Source organism: uncultured Thermosynechococcus sp. (assembly GCF_937958135.1).
Classification (GTDB): domain Bacteria; phylum Cyanobacteriota; class Cyanobacteriia; order Thermosynechococcales; family Thermosynechococcaceae; genus Thermosynechococcus.
On the sequence record NZ_CALGOG010000094.1, the window covers coordinates 1 to 16,365 of the forward strand.

The window sequence follows — 16,365 nt, forward strand, 5'->3', positions numbered from 1 at the left end:
GCTAGGACTACAGGGGTATCTAATCCCTTTCGCTCCCCTAGCTTTCGTCCATGAGTGTCAGTAGCGTCCCAGTAGGGCACTTTCGTCACTGGTGTTCTTCCCGATATCTACGCATTTCACCGCTACACCGGGAATTCCCCCTACCCCTGACGCACTCTAGCGATCCAGTTTCCACCGCCGATCCGAGGTTAAGCCTCGGGCTTTGACGGCAGACTTGGAAAGCCACCTGCGGACGCTTTACGCCCAATAATTCCGGATAACGCTTGCCTCCTCCGTCTTACCGCGGCTGCTGGCACGGAGTTAGCCGAGGCTTATTCCTCAGGTACCGTCATTGTGTTCTTCCCTGAGAAAAGAGGTTTACAACCCAAAGGCCTTCATCCCTCACGCGGTCTTGCTCCGTCAGGCTTTCGCCCATTGCGGAAAATTCCCCACTGCTGCCTCCCGTAGGAGTCTGGGCCGTGTCTCAGTCCCAGTGTGGCTGATCATCCTCTCAGACCAGCTATGGATCGTCGCCTTGGTAGGCCATTACCCCACCAACTAGCTAATCCACCGCGAGCTCATCCCCAGGCCAAAAAAGATTTCACCTTGCGGCATATGGGGTATTAGCGGCCGTTTCCAGCCGTTATCCCCCTCCTAGGGGTAGATTCTCACGTGTTACTCACCCGTCCGCCACTAGCACCGAAGTGCTCGTTCGACTTGCATGTGTTAAGCAGACCGCCAGCGTTCATCCTGAGCCAGGATCAAACTCTCCATTTTGAAAAATAGAGAATTTGACTTTTTGCTCTAGTAGGTGTAACCTACACCGAAAATGTACTTACTTGAGTACTTTGACGAGGGTTAACGCTTTGGCTTTCAAACGTTGATTTGTCTAGGTTCGGGACTCGCTTCGGCTGCACGCCTCATCGAGTGCTTTATCAATCTAACAAGTCTACATAGGCGTGTCAACCCCTTTTTCGAGATTTTTTTCGGATTTTTTTCTGGATTTGGCTGAAACGCTCTCTACAAGCGGCTTTTGAGCCTAAGAATTTTTCGGATTTTCATTTTAGGAGGATGAACATGTCACCGTTGGCGCTCCTAGAGACCTATAGTCGTGCCCATCCGCAGGAGGTGTTGCTGGTGGAGGCACGGGTGGGGGAGCTAGAGGAGGTGGTGTTGATTTTTAAGGGGGTGTCGTCCTCGTTGACGGGGGCAACGGCGATGGATGCGGATGTTCCCCTTTTGCCAGAGGAGGCGGTGATTGTGGCGGTGGATCGGCTACGCAGTCCCTACACTCCTAGTGCGCCGGTGTATTTGGAGCGGGGAATTCCTTGGCAGGATTTTCAGCAACGGTGCTTGGGCGTAAGCTGATCGACGATACGTGTGCTTAAGGGATAGTGTCATGGATGTGCTGCTGCGGCGGTTGGATGCAGAAGGGTGGCGAAGCCACAGTGGGGTGGGGCGACTTTTGGGCTTGCTCCAAGGGTGGCAGGAGAAGAGTTGGCTAGGGCGATGGTTCCCACATTTTGCGGCGCTGCTAGTCGGCTTGGTGCTGGTACTGGCGCCGTTGATGCCGTCGGCGATGATTGGGATGCTGCTGGCGGCAGGGGGTGGGTTTTGGCTACTGTGGACGCTGGCGGGAGAACGGGAAGGCCGCTGGTCGGGGGTACATTTGTTGGTGCTCTTGTATTGGGGGATTGCGCTGTTGGCAACGGTGTTGTCCCCGGTTCCTCGGGCGGCGATGGTGGGGTTGTCGAAGTTGATGTTGTACCTGCTGTTCTTTGCGTTGGCGGAGCGGGTAATGCGCAATGAGCGGTGGCGATCGCGCTTACTGACGGTCTATCTGCTGACGGCGTTGATGGTGAGTGTGGAGGGCGTACGGCAGTGGATTTTTGGAGCGGAGCCATTGGCGACGTGGACAGATCCAGAGTCGGCCTTGGCAACTGTGACACGGGTTTACAGCTTTTTGGGCAACCCGAATTTATTGGCGGGTTATTTGTTGCCCAGTGTGCCACTGAGTGCAGCAGCGATCGCGGTGTGGCGAGGTTGGCTGCCCAAGCTGTTGGCGATGGTGATGCTGGGGATGAATACAGCAAGCCTAATTTTGACGTTTAGCCGGGGCGGCTGGCTGGGGTTGGTTGCAGCAACGATCACCGGGGTTGTGTTGCTGGGGGTTTGGTTTTGGCCAATGTTACCCCTGAAATGGCGTCGTTGGGGGGTGCCGACTGTGGGGGGGTTGGCGATCGCCCTTTGCATTGGCGCGGTTGTCAGTGTACCGGCGCTACGGGAGCGAGCAGCAAGTATTTTCGTTGCACGAGGTGACAGTAGCAATAATTTTCGGATTAATGTTTGGATGGCAGTGCAGCAGATGATTTGGGCACGGCCTTGGTTAGGGATTGGACCGGGGAATGTGGCCTTTAACCAGATTTACCCGCTGTACCAGGTGAGCGTGCGCTTTACGGCGTTGAGTGCCTATTCCATCTTCCTGGAAATCTTGGTGGAAGTGGGTGTGATTGGCTTTGGCGTTTTTCTCTGGCTGTTGGCGGTGCTCGGCGATCGCGCGTGGCGTTGTTTGCGGGAATTAAGGGAAACAGGGAATCCTCAAGGATTCTGGTTGATAGGAACAGTGGCAACAATGGTGGGAATGTTAACCCACGGGCTGGTGGATACCATTTGGTTTCGCCCCGAGGTGGCTACCCTCTGGTGGCTGATGGTGGCAATCGTTGCTAGTTTTGCACCAATGACCCACGGGGCAGAGAATACAACCCCTAACGGTCTTGACTCTGAATCGGAGGTATAGAGCTAAGATTGCCGGCGCGATCGTGCCAGCCACAATGGGAGCAATGGCACTGCCCCATTTTGAGTTGGGAATGGTGGATGGGTTGACGGCAAACCGGACAACGACCAGTGAAGTAGGGGTGGTGCATCAGGACTCGAATCTGCTCAACAGGGGAAAGGTGGCCAATGACTTGCTCAAGACTGCTGCTGGGGCACTCTAAGGAAAACATCAGGGAATCCACCGAAACTTTCGTATTGGTTGACAAAATCTCTTCTCTCCAGTGTCGGGGCGATCGCCGGCAGAGGGAATCGTAAAAATACGGAGATCCACTCCCTTATCCTGTGGAAAACTCCAAAACCCCTGTGGAAAACTCTGGGGAAAACCTGTGGAAAACCCCGGAAAAACTCTGGAAAACTGTGGAAAACTTTTTATTCTTTTTCCAACTGGATAATAGCCTGTGGAAAAACCCCCTACTTTTTCCACAAGTTTTCCACAGGTGAGAAGCAGCTCAAACGTGCTCTAGGAGCGGATTTTTGAAAAGTTTTCCACATTTCCACAGCGCCTACTACTACTATAAGTAAGATATATATAAGTAGCAGTAGTAGTAGATCTTCAAGATCCAATAGGAATAAAATCCTGCCAGAGAAAAATAGAGGATGTGAACTTTGGGAACCTAGACTTAGGTTAAAACCGACTCGAAACCTAAGGAAATATGGCTTAGGAGTGCTGGAATACAGAATTGCAAGGTGATTCAGAGCAGATTGAAATGCAGAGTTGAGATGGCAAAAGGATCGAAGTTTTGGAAAAAGCTGGGGAAAACCTTGGGGAATTTGGGGAAAACTCCAAAAAAGGTCTCTGTTGAGGTTCAAGTCCTCCTAATGGAGATCTATTCGCGCCGCGCAAAAATTTTTTTGGCCTGAGAATGGTCTAGAAGCCTCTGGAAGGCGGGCGATCGTCCTAGTGGGTAGGTTTTATCGTTGAACAGGTTGAGCTGCCCACAGAGGCGATTTTATGAGGGCTTGCCTAGGAAACCTTGGCGCCGCCGTTTGCCGATAGGATAGTCCAAGCAACTATTGTCCTCAAACTTGCCATGACACGCATTGTTACCCTCTTAGGAGCAACAGCAGAACAACAAACGGCGCTTGGTCTGGCTATTGCCCAGTGGTTTGCCGAGCGGCAGCAACGAACGCTACTAACGGTTCCCAGTCCCGCGACATCACTGCGGTTTCTCGTTGGTTATCAAGAGGAGTCTATCGGCTGGCAACCAAAATTTTTGTCGGAGCGACTGGCGATCGCAGAACTGCTGGCCACTGAAAGTGTCAACACTGTATGGCAAGAACTCAGCCGTTTAGTGGAGCCTTATTTGCCCCAAGAGTTAGTGGGTAAGGTTTATGCGGGGGAATTGGTGATTTTGCCGGGGATGGATACCTTGCTGACGTTGAATGCCCTGCGGGTTCACTACAGCAGCGGCGAGTACGATGTGATTGTCTATGCAGGTGGGAACAGTCAAGAGACATTACGGCTGATTGGATTGCCCCAAGGGTTGGCGTGGTACTATCGTCGCTTTCAGCGTTTGCTGGATCAACTAGATCTCAACGCGATCGCCAATGCTATTGGTGGACCGATCGCCAGTGCAATGATGGCAGCCAATATTGATATCCAAAAAGTGCAGGAGCGTTTCAGTGAAGCCAAAGAGTGGATTGATCGTGGAGTAAGGATTGCCGCCGATCCTAAGCGCCTATCGGTATTTCTCGTAACGGATGGCACAGCAATCTCAATCGCTCAGACCCAATGGCTATGGGGTAGTGCCCAACAGGTGAATGTTCCCATTTCTGAGGTTTTTTGTCTTGGCAAACCGACCCCAGAGGTGAGCAGCACATTCGCGCCTTTACGCGTCTCAGCTCTCCCTAAAGACTGGAGCGACTGGCAAGCCCTTGTTTCCCATCTTCCCAACTTAAACCAGATAGGAGCAGCACCCGCTCCCTATAAATTTGACGAAGTTCAACAACAGGTGCGGATTTTCCTGCCGGGGTTTCGCAAAGAGCAGGTGAAACTCAGCGAGTTTAGCGGAGAACTGACAGTGGAAGCCGGTGACCAGCGGCGCCACATTGAACTGCCCCCCAGTCTCAAGGGTAAACCCGTGCGCGCGGGTAAATTTGAAGCCCCCTACCTGATCGTCAGTTTCTAAGGCTCAAGGCGCAGACGCACGGAGTCGCGGTGGGAAATCAGGCCCTCTGTCTCAGCAAGGGTCATAACGGCTGCCCCCTGTTTGCGCAAGGCGGTAGGGGTGTATTGGATAATGCTGGAGTGCTTTAAGAACGTTTCTACGCCTAAGGCAGAAGCATAACGGGCAGCACCAGAGGTGGGCAGCGTGTGATTGGGACCTGCTAGATAGTCACCAACCGCTTCAGGGGTGGAATAGCCGAGGAAAATAGCACCGGCATGGCGCACTTGCTCCACAAGGCACCAAGGGTCTTCGACTGCCAGTTCCAAATGCTCTGGGGCAAAGCTATTAGACAGCTCAACTGCTTGTTCTAAGCTCTCGACAATGCCAATCAAGCCGTAGTGGGCGATCGCCTTCTCTGTGAGAACGCGGCGAGGATGGTTGGCCAATTGTGCCTCCACAGCAGCGACCACCGCCTTAGCAAGGGGCAGACTGGGCGTCAGCAAAATTGCGGCTGCCAGAGGATCATGTTCCGCTTGAGCCAGTAAATCAGCCGCAATGTGAATTGGTTGGGCAGCTTCATCGGCAATGATTAGCACTTCTGAAGGACCTGCAAGGGAGTCAATGCCAACACGGCCATAAACCTGTTTCTTGGCTAGCATCACATAGAGGTTTCCCGGCCCTGTAATCACATCTACGCGGGGAATCGTTTCTGTGCCATAGGCAAGGGCGGCAATTGCTTGGGCACCACCAACGCGATAAATCTCTTGGATGCCGGCTTCTTGGGCAGCGACGAGAACGGCAGGATTAATGCCCTTGCCTTGACCAGGGGGAGTCACCATGACAATTCGTTTGACACCAGCCACCTGCGCCGGAATCGCATTCATTAAAACCGTACTCGGATAGGCAGCCCGTCCCCCCGGCACATAAAGTCCGGCAGCATCGACAGCAGTGTAGCGTTTGCCTAGGACAATGCCATCCTCCCCAAATTGCACCCAACTTTTGGGCACGCGCTGGCGGTGGAAGGCTTCAATCTGTTGCTTGGCAAGGCGAATGGCATCGAGGAGTTCTTTGGACACCTGTTGGTAAGCGGCATCCAATTCATCCCCCTTCACTCGTAGTGTTTCGGGGGTAAGGTCAATGTGATCAAACTGGGCGGTGTACTCAATCAGGGCGCGATCGCCTTCCTTGGCTACACGGCGCAAAATTGCCTCAACCGTAGCTTGTTTTTCGCTCATCTCCCCGCTATCGGTGCGATTGCAAATGCGGCGTAGTTCAGCGCGTAGGTCTGTTAACTGGGTGATGATCCGCAACATGGTCGTTCACGTAGGCGAGGCAGAGAGGCGGGTAAAGGTTAAAAAACCTTAATCAACCCTATCAATAGCTTACAGCGATTTTCCAATTACCGGGGCGGGCTGAGGCCGGCCAACAACGAGGGCCTAGGGCAAGATCAGGATTCGCCGTACTTATCCTTCGGAGTAAAATAGGGAGCCAATTCTTATCAGCAGTTGTTTGAGGCTAAATTCGGGAGTTTCGGGAATTGAGGAGACGCTCCCAGAGTCCCATTCAATAGCTTGCTGGCCGGCGATCGCCTGTTTGCTCCCAAGCTAAATTGTCGAAGTCCCCTGCCATCAATTGAGTAGCGATTTTATTTAGGGATCGGAGCTGAAGATCAAGGGTCACAGGGATTGGATAACAATGGCAACTGGTTTTCCGGTGGCATATAGCCTAGATGTTGCCAAGCGCGGGGAGTGGCGACTCGACCTCGGGGCGTCCGTTGTAGATAGCCCATCTGGAGAAGGTAGGGTTCATAGACCTCCTCAATGGTTTGCACATCCTCGCCCGTGGCGGCGGCAAGGGTTTCAATCCCCACAGGTCCCCCTTGGTAGGATTCAATCATCAGACTCAGGAGCCGGCGATCGCTCCAATCTAACCCTGCTGGATCCACATTGAACAGTTCAAGGGCAGCGGTGGCTACCTCTAGGTTAATCGCGCCATCGTGCTTTACATCGGCATAATCCCGTACCCGCTTCAGGAGCCGCAGGGCAATGCGGGGGGTACCGCGACTGCGCCGGCCAATTTCCAGTGCGGCTTCGGGGGTAATCGGCGTTTGTAGGAGAGCAGCGCCCCGCTGAACAATCTGCTGTAGTTCTTCGGGATGATAAAAACGCAGCCGCTGCACCAAACCAAAGCGATCGCGCAAAGGCGAGGTCAAGGCTCCGGCACGGGTAGTTGCCCCCACCAAGGTAAAGGGATTTAACTTCAGTCGGCGCGTGCGCGCTGTTTGCTGTTTGCCCACCGTCAGATCAAGGTAAAAATCCTCCATTGCCGGATAGAGGAGTTCCTCGGTCATGCGGGAGAGGCGGTGAATCTCATCAATAAAAAGAATATCCCCCTCCTGCAGGTTCACCAGCAGACCCACAATATCGCGGGGACGTTCCAGAGCTGGAGCACTGGTCACTTTGCAGTTGACCCCCATTTCAGCCGCCAAGACTAAGGCAACGGTGGTTTTCCCTAAGCCCGGCGGGCCATAAAGCAGCAGGTGATCAAGGGGTTCTTGGCGTGCTTTTGCTGCTTCGATGGCAATGTGCAGCACATCCTTTAGTTCCTGCTGACCAATGTATTCCCGCAAAGAGCGGGGACGTAGGGACTCCTCAACCGGCGAGCGCTGTTCTTCTGGGGTGGGTTGATGAGAGAGCAAAGAAGGGGAGTGCGATCGCTGCGGCGATGAATTTTGCGACGAAATAATCGCCATTGGTGCACTTAAGCCCGTTTTAACCAGCTAAACATGGAGCGCAGTTCTTGACCCACCTGTTCAATGGGGTGTTCTGCCTCCCGTCGCCGCATGGCGGTAAAGCCCGGTTTACCGGCCATGTTTTCCAGCACAAACTCACGGGCAAATTGACCCGTTTGAATTTCGTGGAGAATTTTGCGCATTTCAGCGCGGGTTTCATCGGTAATAATGCGTGGGCCACGGGTGAGGTCGCCATATTCTGCGGTGTTGGAGATGCTGTCCCGCATTTTGGCAAGCCCGCCCTCAACAATTAAGTCCACTATGAGCTTCACTTCATGGAGACACTCAAAATAGGCTAGCTCTGGCTGATAACCGGCCTCTACCAACGTTTCAAAGCCGGCTTTGATCAGAGCACTGAGACCGCCACAGAGCACCACCTGCTCCCCAAAGAGATCGGTCTCGGTTTCCTCGCGGAAGGTGGTTTCCAGAATCCCGGCGCGGGTGCCCCCAATTCCCTTGGCATAGGCCATGGCTAAATCACGGGCCTGCCCACTGGTATTTTGATAGACGGCAAACAGGCAGGGTACCCCTTCCCCTTGGGCATAGGTGCGGCGAACAAGGTGACCGGGACCTTTGGGAGCCACCATCACCACATCCACATTGTCGGGGGGCACGATCTGGCCGTAGTGAATGTTAAAGCCGTGGGCAAAGGAGAGAACATTCCCCGCTTGCAGGTGGGGGGCGATCTCCTGCTCATAAACAACCCGCTGAACTTCATCGGGCAAAAGAATCATGATCCAGTCGGCCATTTTCGCAGCTTCAGCTACGGGGTACACCGCTAGACCATCGCCACGGGCGCGCTCTGCAGAACGACTGCCGGCATAGAGACCCACCACAACATTCAGACCGCTATCCCGCAAGTTGAGGGCATGGGCATGGCCTTGGGAGCCGTAGCCGATAATGGCGATCGTTTTATCTTTGAGGAGTTCTAGCTGGGCATCTGCGTCGTAATACATGCGCGCCATAGGCATGATGTTCCTTTCCAATTGCATTCAGCAGGTTGTTATTATCTCTCTACCACATAGGCAGAGCCGATCGAGCACCTCCTAGAGGGCTAGTTTAGGGAGTTAACGGTTACGGGAATAGCGATTGTTGCCACCGCCCATGGCTTCACGGGGGCGTGCTTTGTTGACCTTGAGTTGGCGTCCCATCCACTCGGCTCCGTCGAGATCGGCGATCGCCGCTTCTTCTTCAGCATCCGTGGACATTTCCACAAAACCAAAGCCCCGCTTACGGCCTGTTTCCCGATCCACCGGTAAATAGACCTGTTTGACGGAACCGTACTCGGCAAAAACGGCCTCTAGGTCTTCTTGGGTGGCCGTGTAGGAAAGGTTGCCGACATAAATAGACATAATCTCATCTGCTCCAAAGCAAAAATTGAACCATGTGTTGGCGTTGACTTCGGAGAGACGACTGTTCTGTAACCAACCTTCCCTAAAACCGAACTCAAGAATCGCTCTACTTAAAACTCAAGCGGCGATTACTCGCCAACGTTGTCTCTCGATTATAGCCGATTGTCGGAGCCTGTGTTGTGAAAGTAGGGATGCTACCCTAAAAGAGGTGGATTTTTTGTGAATCTTAACAATGTCCGATTTACCGGCAGTTGTTGTGGGTCTTTCCGGCGGTGTTGATAGCTCCGTTGCCATTGCCAGCCTGAAAGCGCAAGGGTACCCTGTTGTGGGTCTGACCCTATGGCTGATGAAGGGGAAGGGACAGTGCTGCTCTGAGGGACTGGTGGATGCGGCGCGCCTCTGTGAGGAGCTGGGAGTACCTCACCACATTGTGGATAGCCGCGAAATTTTCGAGAAATACATTGTGAACTATCTGGTCAGGGGCTATGCCAGTGGGGTGACACCGCTACCTTGTTCCCAGTGCAACCGCTTGGTGAAGTTTGGGCCAATGCTGGCCTATAGCCGTGAGCAACTGGGGATTGACTACATTGCCACGGGTCACTATGCCCAAGTGAAATACAATCCCACCAGCGATCGCTATGAATTGTGGCGGGCGGTGGATCGTCATAAGGATCAAAGCTACTTTCTCTACGACCTGCCCCAAGAGATTCTCGCCCATGTGCTTTTTCCCCTTGGGCAGCAAACCAAGGCCGAGACCCGTGCCTTGGCAGCGCAGTATGGCCTGCACACAGCCAGTAAACCGGAAAGCCAAGATCTATGTCTGATTGAAGCCCATGGCTCCATGCGCCAATTTCTTGAACAGTATTTGCCCAACCAGCGGGGAGAGATTGTGGATGTGCATGGGCGGGTGCTGGGGTACCATCAGGGGATTCACCACTACACCATTGGCCAGCGCAAGGGCTTAGGGATTGCGGCACCCGAACCCCTCTACGTCGTGGCCTTGGATCGGGAACACAATCGCGTTATTGTTGGCGATCGCGCCACCGCTGGCCGTCGCGAGTGTACAGTGGCACGGGTGAACTGGGTCTCGATTCCTCCCCCTAGGGAACCCATAACGGCGACGGTACAAATTCGCTATCGCACTCCCCCTGTGCCCGTGACTATCATTCCCGATGCCAACGCCGAGCAGGTAAAATTGGAGTTTACTGAACCGCAATTTGGGGTAACGCCGGGACAGGCGGCAGTGTGGTATGCAGGCGATCGCCTGTTGGGGGGCGGAATTATTCAGCCTTTTGTGACACCAGCGCCCCAACCCCAAGAAGCAATGGCCACCCACGTTTAAGGAAAGACCGACGATGCAAAAGCGCCTTCATTACTCTTCCTTAGAAATTAACCGTCGGGCGGAAGAATTAATCAAGCACTCCGCCAATCGCTATCGGATTACGGTACAAATTGCCAACCGGGCTAAGCAGCGGCGGGCGCTAGAGGTCAGTGAAGATCTCGACGATCTCCCCCTGAAGCCGGTGACCCGTGCCATTATCGAAATGTCCGATGAAATTGCTCAACCGGAGTTACTGGCAGATTAGGAGCCATGGGGAGACGACGGGGCTGGACTTTCTTGGGCTGGGTGATGTGGGGGTGCTTACTGGCACTTCTGTGGCTACCCCTGAGCAGTGCTTGGAGCGGGGGGCGATCGCAATCTGACCCCAACTTGCCCGCTGCCCCTGGCCAAATTCTCATTAACCCCCGCTTGGTGGCGGCAGCCCTCTATCCCAAATTGCCCGGTTTGCCGAAGGAAAATCACTATATCCGCCAAGAGAACCGGCAGCCTGCGCCGGAGAGTACGCTCTTAGAGCGATTTATTGTCTATCACACCACGGTCAAAGGGCGATCGCCCCTCTACCGCTTTGACTGGAAAATTTCCCTTGCCGACTATTTGGGGCTGAATGAATTCCTGCGGAGAGACACCTATCCGGGAGGTTCCTACCTCACGGTCAACCCAATGGAAGGGGATATTGCTGCCATTCGCCAGCTCAATCGTCAACAACGGGATGCCTTGGTGAGCACCCTAGCCGCCTTCTACGCACAACAGGCGGGGTTACCCACTACCCCACCCCAGCTAACACTGCCAGAACCGACACCCAGCCCCCCAACCGTTCTCCCCGCTGTTCCCCAGCCCGGCAGTGCTGGTCTTTTGGTGCCCCCTGCCCCCCCACGCCCGCTGCCCACGGGGGAATCTCGCTTTTTACTGCCCTAGATTTTGCAATTGGGTAAATAACTCATGGCTGTTCCGATTACTGAGCTAATCACCCCTGAGATCCTCAAACCTGCTCGCTATTTGGGGAATGAACGAGGTGCGATTCACAAACCATGGGAAGCTGCAACGGTGCGCTGGGTACTCAGCTATCCCGAAGTCTATGAAGTGGGCGCTTCAAATTTGGGACACATTATCCTCTACAACATTCTGAATACTCTCCCCGATCAACTGTGCGATCGCGCCTACCTACCGGCGGCGGATTTAGCCGCTAAATTGCGAGCCACCCAAACCCCCCTCTTTGCGGTGGAATCCCGCCGTCCCCTTCAGGAATTCGACCTTGTGGGCTTTAGCCTCAGCTATGAGTTGGGCGCCACCAACATTCTGGAAATGCTGAACTTGGCCTGCTTGCCCTTAACGTGGCAGGAGCGACAACAGGCTTCCCTAGAGGAGATTCCCCTCATTTTTGCGGGTGGACAAACGGCCACCTCCAATCCAGAACCCTATGCCGATTTCTTTGACTTTTTTGCCCTTGGCGATGGCGAGGAACTCTTGCCCGAAATCGGTCTTGTGGTGGCTGAAGGCAAACGGGCGGGGTTGAGTCGGCAGGCGTTGCTGCTGGATTTGGCCCAGGTGCCGGGGGTCTATGTGCCCCAGTTTTACGATCGCCAGCCTGATGGCATCGTCAAACCCAACCGTCCCGATGTGCCGGAGCGGATTTTGCGGCGGGTGGCCACCCCCATGCCCCACTACGCCATTGGCTTGGTGCCCTATGTGGCAACGGTGCACGATCGCCTGACGGTGGAAATTCGCCGCGGTTGTACCCGTGGCTGTCGGTTTTGCCAACCCGGTATGCTCACTCGACCTGCCCGCGATGTTGCCCCTGAGGAAGTGATTGCCGCAATTGAAACCGGCATGCGCGCCACGGGCTATAACGAGTTTTCGCTGCTTTCCTTGAGTTGCTCAGACTATTTGGCCTTGCCGGCAGTGGGCGTGGAAATTAAAAACCGCCTGCAAAACGAGAACATTTCCCTTTCACTCCCTAGCCAGCGGGTGGATCGCTTTGATGAGAACATTGCCCACATTGTTGGCGGCACTCGCCAGGGGGGACTCACCTTTGCGCCGGAGGCCGGCACCCAGCGGCTGCGGGACATTATCAACAAAGGGCTGACCAATGAGGAATTGCTACGGGGCATCAAAACCGCCTACGAGCAGGGCTGGGATAAAATTAAGCTCTACTTTATGATCGGCCTGCCGGGGGAAACGGATGCGGATGTCTTGGGAATAGCGGAAACAATCCGTTGGCTGAAGCGCGAATGCTGGATCAAAGGCCGCAAACCCCTGAGCTTTAATCTGACCATTTCCAACTTTACTCCCAAGCCCCATACCCCCTTCCAGTGGCATGCGGTGTCCACCGCGGAGTTTTTGCGCAAACAGGAGTTGCTCAAGGCCGAATTCCGCACCATTAAGGGGTTGAAGGCCAACTTTACCGATGTGCGCATCTCCGCTATGGAGGACTTTGTCGGTCGGGGCGATCGCCAACTGGGGCCAGTGATCCGCCGCGCTTGGGAATTAGGAGCACGGGAGGATTCCTGGTGGGAAAGTCTAGATCGCGCCTATGCCGCTTGGACTCAAGCAATTCAAGAGGCTGGTCTGGACTGGAAATATCGCCAACTGGAAGCCGGCGAGTGGGATGTCTTCAGTGGCAACAGCTACAACCTGGATGCCCCCCTGCCCTGGGATCACATTGATACGGGCATTAGTAAAGCATGGCTGAAGGAAGACTTACGCCGCGCCTTAGAAGCTGTGGTGGTGCCTGATTGTTCCTTTGAGGGGTGCTCCCACTGTGGGGTGTGTGGCATTGACTTTGGCCACAATGTGGTCGTGCCGCCGCCACCGATTCCCCCCATTCAAGGTCTGCCCCATCCTCCTCAAGAGCGCGTGCAGCGTCTGCGTCTCACCTTTGGCAAAACAGGGGAAATGACCCTCCTAAGCCATTTGGATTTACTGCGCCTCTTTGAACGGGCGGTGCGCCGTGCCCAGTTGCCCATTGCCTTTACAGGCGGCTTTCATCCTTCGCCGCGCATTTCCACGGCCAGCGCCTTGCCCCTTGGGGTGACCAGTTATGGCGAAATTGTGGACTTGGAGTTTTACCGCGAGGTGGATCCGCAAACGGTGTTAGAGGCATTGCGGCAACAACTGCCCGCAGAAATCCCCCTCTACACCTGTGAGGTGGTGCCCCTGACGGAACCCGCTGCCAGCGAAGCCCTGCGGGCGGCCACCTATGAGCTACTTATCCATGCTCCTCAATCCGTGGAGCGGGAGCGTTGGGAACTCTGGTTAGAGACCTTGCGAGCTACGCCTGAAATCCTCTATGAGCTAACTACGAAGTCAGGTAAAACCCAGGTGGTGAATTTGCGCGATCGCCTGCTGGAGAGTCACTTGAATGAGCGCCAAGACCACTGGCCGACGGTGAGCGTGATCTACACCGGCGTCTGTCGCAATGACGGCACATTTCTGCGGCCGGAGCATTTCCTTTACTTATTAGAGAAGGTGAGTGGTCTGTCCTTAGAATTGGGGGCGATCGCCCGTCAGAAATTGCACCTTGAAACACCATGAACTTAACAACGCAAATTCGCAGCGGTCTGATTGTCTCCTGTCAAGCTCCGCCAGATTCCCCCTTGGCTGCCCCAGAAATCATTGCCGCCATGGCCAAGGCAGCGGTTTTGCGAGGGGCAGTGGCAGTCCGCATCAATACGCCAGCCCACATTCAAGCAGTGCGCCAAGCGGTAAATGTGCCTATCATTGGCCTCTGGAAACAGGAGTTGCCAGACTATCCCGTGTACATTACGCCTCGCTTTAGCGATGCAGCAGCCGTTGCAGTGGCAGGTGCCGATGTCATTGCCCTCGATGCCACCGCGCGATCGCGCCCTGAACCTCTACAGGACTTGATTCGGCGAATTCACGATGAACTGGGCAAGCCCGTCATGGCCGATATTGACTCCCTAGAAAGTGCTAAAGCTGCCGTTGTTGCGGGTGCCGATTGGGTGGGCACAACCCTCTTTGGCTACACCGAAACCACAGCGCACACCCCACCCCCCAGTTGGCTGCTCCTGAGTCAGCTTGTCGAACATCTTAATGTCCCCATTCTCTGTGAAGGGGGGATTGCCAGTCCAACAATGGCGGCAAAAGCCCTAAATCTGGGCGCTTGGGCAGTGGTGGTGGGCACCGATATTACAGGTATTGACCTCAAGGTGCAGCACTATGTCCAAACCCTGAAGACAAATACAAAGCACGATTTTCAACCCTAACTCCTATCCAATTCTATCGGTTTGTATATTTTCCTCTATATTCCGACCGATAAACGAGAGTTTGTGGCAAGATAGAAGTCGTAGCTAAAGATCCATCGTTAGCCTAGGAGCCACCACCTATGAGCCTAAAACTTGGGGATGTCGTACCCAACTTTACCCAAGCCTCCTCGATGGGGGAGATTAACTTCTACGAGTGGGCAGGAGATAGCTGGGTTGTTTTATTTTCCCACCCTGCAGACTATACTCCCGTGTGCACTACCGAGTTAGGGGAGGTTGCCCGCCTCAAGTCCGAATTTGAGAAACGGAATGTCAAAGTATTGGCCCTGAGTGTGGACAGTGTGGAGTCCCACTTGGGGTGGATCAAGGATATTGAAGAGGTGAATAACGTCAAGGTGGACTACCCGATTCTGGCAGACGAAGATAGAAAAGTCTCCACGCTCTACGACATGATCCACCCCAACTCCCTCAACAATCTGACAGTACGCACGGTCTTTATCATTGATCCCCAAAAACGCCTGCGCTTGACCCTGACCTATCCCGCCAGCACGGGGCGGAACTTTGCCGAGATTCTGCGGGTGATTGATTCGCTGCAACTGACGGACAACTACAGTGTGGCTACGCCCGTCAACTGGCAAGATGGGCAAGACTGTGTGATTGTGCCTTCCCTCAGTGATGAAGAGGCCAAGCAGAAGTTTCCCAAAGGCTTCAATGCCGTTAAGCCCTATCTGCGCTTGACGCCTCAACCCAACAAATAATCCCCAGATTCGACAAGCTCAGACAACAAGGAATAAAGCAATAGCAACGCCCTGAACCCTTCGGGGTGTTTTTTTGTGCCTTGGCGGCATGCCAAGATAGGATAATCTTGCACAGCAAAACCAAGGAAAGGAATAGAGGCGGCATGCAGCGTTGGATCGTTTGGCTGTTGATACCCCTGATCGTGTGTTTGAGTGGGTGCGTTCAGGCAGATGTGGTCATTCAGCATCAAGGACAAACCGGGGGGAGTCTGACCTACACGCTGACACTGCCTCAGCCCGATCTGCCTTTTACAGAACAAGTAATCCAACGGGTGCGTCGTTTGGGGGGAGCAGTTAAGGAGCGGGACAAAACCCATCTGCAGGTGATCATTCCCTTTGACACGAGCCAGCAATTGGCTACGGTTCTCAACCATATTGGTGGTGTGCCCTATCTCCCCCAAGTCACTGCCAAAGCGGATATTTTAGACCAGAACTTTTTGCTCTTTGTGCGGGAGCGCTTTCGCTATGACATTGATCTGCGGCCGTTGGGTATTGAGTCCCGTGATCAAGCTGTTCTCGTGGCCCCACAGTCGCTCCTGAATTTTCAACTTGCCCTAGAGACCCCTTGGGGGGCACGGCCCATTGAGCGCCCAGCCACCACGAGTGATATGGTGGTCAACCCTCGTCTTCAGCGGGGAAGCGATCGCCTGACTTGGACACTAGTGCCGGGGTATCTCAATCACCTTGAGGCGGCCTACTGGTATCCGAGTCCCTTAGGCTGGGGCACACTGGCAATTGTGGGCTTGCTGGTGCTGGGCAATTGGTTATACACTCGCCTGCCTAGGAGTCGTTCAACCTAGATTTCCATGAAATGGCCTCGCCCTCCGGAGAGCTGGCAACAGTATCTTGCCTATTTATTAGCAGGGCCTCTGATTGTCCTGAACCTCTGGGTGGCAGAGCAAGTTTACCTCTATTTTGAGTATCCAATTAATCTCCTTGTC

At 54.2% G+C, this 16,365-nt stretch carries 15 protein-coding genes and 1 rRNA gene; 11 read left to right on the forward strand and 5 right to left on the reverse strand.

Annotation, left to right across the window (positions count from 1 at the left end; translation table 11 throughout):
* Positions 1 to 756: ribosomal RNA gene (locus Q0711_RS10855) — 16S ribosomal RNA — on the reverse strand; the annotation flags it as partial.
* Between the two features lie 300 nt (positions 757 to 1,056).
* On the opposite strand from Q0711_RS10855, the gene Q0711_RS10860 reads away from it, so the two are divergent.
* From Q0711_RS10860 to Q0711_RS10875, 4 genes are all read left to right on the forward strand, one after another.
* Complete coding sequence (locus Q0711_RS10860) at positions 1,057 to 1,347, forward strand: hypothetical protein (RefSeq protein ID WP_298976002.1); 291 nt, start codon at positions 1,057 to 1,059, stop codon at positions 1,345 to 1,347.
* 31 nt (positions 1,348 to 1,378) lie between these two features.
* Positions 1,379 to 2,776 carry an IctB family putative bicarbonate transporter gene (locus Q0711_RS10865; protein WP_299042541.1) on the forward strand — a complete coding sequence of 466 codons (1,398 nt, stop codon included), beginning with the start codon at positions 1,379 to 1,381 and terminating at the stop codon, positions 2,774 to 2,776.
* 43 nt (positions 2,777 to 2,819) lie between these two features.
* Positions 2,820 to 2,975, forward strand: coding sequence for a hypothetical protein (locus tag Q0711_RS10870; protein WP_298976006.1), 156 nt, complete (start codon positions 2,820 to 2,822; stop codon positions 2,973 to 2,975).
* 813 nt (positions 2,976 to 3,788) lie between these two features.
* Entirely contained in the window at positions 3,789 to 4,943 is a 1,155-nt protein-coding gene (locus Q0711_RS10875; RefSeq protein ID WP_299042544.1) for an ArsA family ATPase, read from the forward strand.
* Here the strand turns inward: Q0711_RS10875 and hisD are convergent.
* The 4 genes from hisD to Q0711_RS10895 all read right to left on the reverse strand — a co-directional run bounded on the left by hisD (position 4,940) and on the right by Q0711_RS10895 (position 9,065).
* Positions 4,940 to 6,235, reverse strand: a complete 1,296-nt coding sequence (gene hisD, locus Q0711_RS10880) for a histidinol dehydrogenase (protein ID WP_298976009.1) — start codon at positions 6,233 to 6,235, stop codon at positions 4,940 to 4,942. The genes Q0711_RS10875 and hisD overlap by 4 nt on opposite strands.
* A 356-nt stretch (positions 6,236 to 6,591) precedes the next feature.
* Complete coding sequence (gene ruvB / locus Q0711_RS10885; RefSeq protein WP_298976011.1) at positions 6,592 to 7,674, reverse strand: Holliday junction branch migration DNA helicase RuvB; 1,083 nt, start codon at positions 7,672 to 7,674, stop codon at positions 6,592 to 6,594.
* An 8-nt stretch (positions 7,675 to 7,682) separates the two neighbouring features.
* Entirely contained in the window at positions 7,683 to 8,678 is a 996-nt protein-coding gene (ilvC, locus tag Q0711_RS10890; RefSeq protein ID WP_298976013.1) for a ketol-acid reductoisomerase, read from the reverse strand.
* A 102-nt stretch (positions 8,679 to 8,780) separates the two neighbouring features.
* A complete protein-coding gene (locus tag Q0711_RS10895) occupies positions 8,781 to 9,065 on the reverse strand; it encodes an RNA-binding protein (protein WP_149818540.1) in 285 nt (94 codons plus the stop codon).
* 232 nt (positions 9,066 to 9,297) lie between these two features.
* Between Q0711_RS10895 and mnmA the strand changes: the two genes are divergently transcribed.
* The 7 genes from mnmA to Q0711_RS10930 all read left to right on the forward strand — a co-directional run bounded on the left by mnmA (position 9,298) and on the right by Q0711_RS10930 (position 16,224).
* Positions 9,298 to 10,407 (forward strand): tRNA 2-thiouridine(34) synthase MnmA, encoded by a 1,110-nt coding sequence (gene mnmA / locus Q0711_RS10900; protein ID WP_298976017.1) that lies wholly within the window; start codon positions 9,298 to 9,300, stop codon positions 10,405 to 10,407.
* Positions 10,408 to 10,420: 13 nt separating this feature from the next.
* On the forward strand, positions 10,421 to 10,651 hold the full coding sequence (locus Q0711_RS10905; protein ID WP_298616923.1) for a DNA-directed RNA polymerase subunit omega: 231 nt from the start codon (positions 10,421 to 10,423) through the stop codon (positions 10,649 to 10,651).
* 5 nt (positions 10,652 to 10,656) lie between these two features.
* On the forward strand, positions 10,657 to 11,322 hold the full coding sequence (locus Q0711_RS10910) for a hypothetical protein (protein WP_298616924.1): 666 nt from the start codon (positions 10,657 to 10,659) through the stop codon (positions 11,320 to 11,322).
* Between the two features lie 24 nt (positions 11,323 to 11,346).
* Positions 11,347 to 13,938 (forward strand): TIGR03960 family B12-binding radical SAM protein, encoded by a 2,592-nt coding sequence (locus Q0711_RS10915; protein ID WP_298616925.1) that lies wholly within the window; start codon positions 11,347 to 11,349, stop codon positions 13,936 to 13,938.
* Positions 13,935 to 14,630: an N-acetylmannosamine-6-phosphate 2-epimerase gene (locus Q0711_RS10920; protein WP_299042548.1), complete on the forward strand. Its 696-nt coding sequence runs from the start codon at positions 13,935 to 13,937 to the stop codon at positions 14,628 to 14,630. The genes Q0711_RS10915 and Q0711_RS10920 overlap by 4 nt, the downstream gene beginning before the upstream one ends.
* A gap of 119 nt (positions 14,631 to 14,749) precedes the next feature.
* The gene (locus Q0711_RS10925) at positions 14,750 to 15,385 is read left to right on the forward strand and encodes a peroxiredoxin (RefSeq protein WP_298976020.1); all 636 of its coding nucleotides are present in this window, start codon (positions 14,750 to 14,752) and stop codon (positions 15,383 to 15,385) included.
* A 143-nt stretch (positions 15,386 to 15,528) separates the two neighbouring features.
* Positions 15,529 to 16,224, forward strand: a complete 696-nt coding sequence (locus Q0711_RS10930) for a DUF3153 domain-containing protein (RefSeq protein WP_299042551.1) — start codon at positions 15,529 to 15,531, stop codon at positions 16,222 to 16,224.
* Positions 16,225 to 16,365: the final 141 nt, after the last annotated feature.